This is a genomic window from Stenotrophomonas sp. PS02300 (assembly GCF_029959395.1).
Classification (GTDB): domain Bacteria; phylum Pseudomonadota; class Gammaproteobacteria; order Xanthomonadales; family Xanthomonadaceae; genus Stenotrophomonas; species Stenotrophomonas maltophilia_AD.
The window spans coordinates 1-498 of the sequence record NZ_JASCOP010000264.1 but is presented as its reverse complement, the minus strand read 5'-3'; the positions used below and the strand labels follow the sequence as shown (position 1 = coordinate 498).

Annotated in this window: 1 rRNA gene; it reads right to left on the bottom strand. The window is 54.4% G+C overall.

The annotated features are described in order from the left end of the window. Positions 1-408: 408 nt before the first annotated feature. Positions 409-498, bottom strand: a 5S ribosomal RNA gene (rrf, locus tag QMX79_RS20845); the annotation flags it as partial.

Genomic DNA, 498 nt, shown 5'->3' with positions numbered 1-498 from the left:
CTTCCTGCAGGCGCCTTCACAAGATACCTGCGCATACTGTCAAAGAACTTGGGAGTCGGCCTCAGCGCCTTCCTCCGTGTGCCCCGACGTTTCCGTCGTTGCGAGCCGCCCATTATAGCCGGCTTTTTCGCTTCGTCAACACCTTTTTTCGAGGTGTTTTGCGTATCGACTGACAGTCGATACCTACCTGGTGGTAGATCACGACCGTTGGTCGTGATGCCCGAAATGCCCGAGGGCCTTTCGTCGTTGCGAGCCGCCTATTATGTCAGGCTTTTCGAATCTGTCAACAACTTGTGAGGCGAACTTGAAGTTCTTCTTGAAGTTGTTGCTGCAAGTGCACGTAAAAAGCATGTGCTTGCAAAAAAAGGAAAACCCCGCTGCGCATGCAGCGGGGTTCTCGGGTGTAAACCCTGGCGATGACCTACTCTCGCATGGCTTGAGCCACACTACCATCGGCGCAGCTGCGTTTCACTTCCGAGTTCGGGATGGGATCGGGTG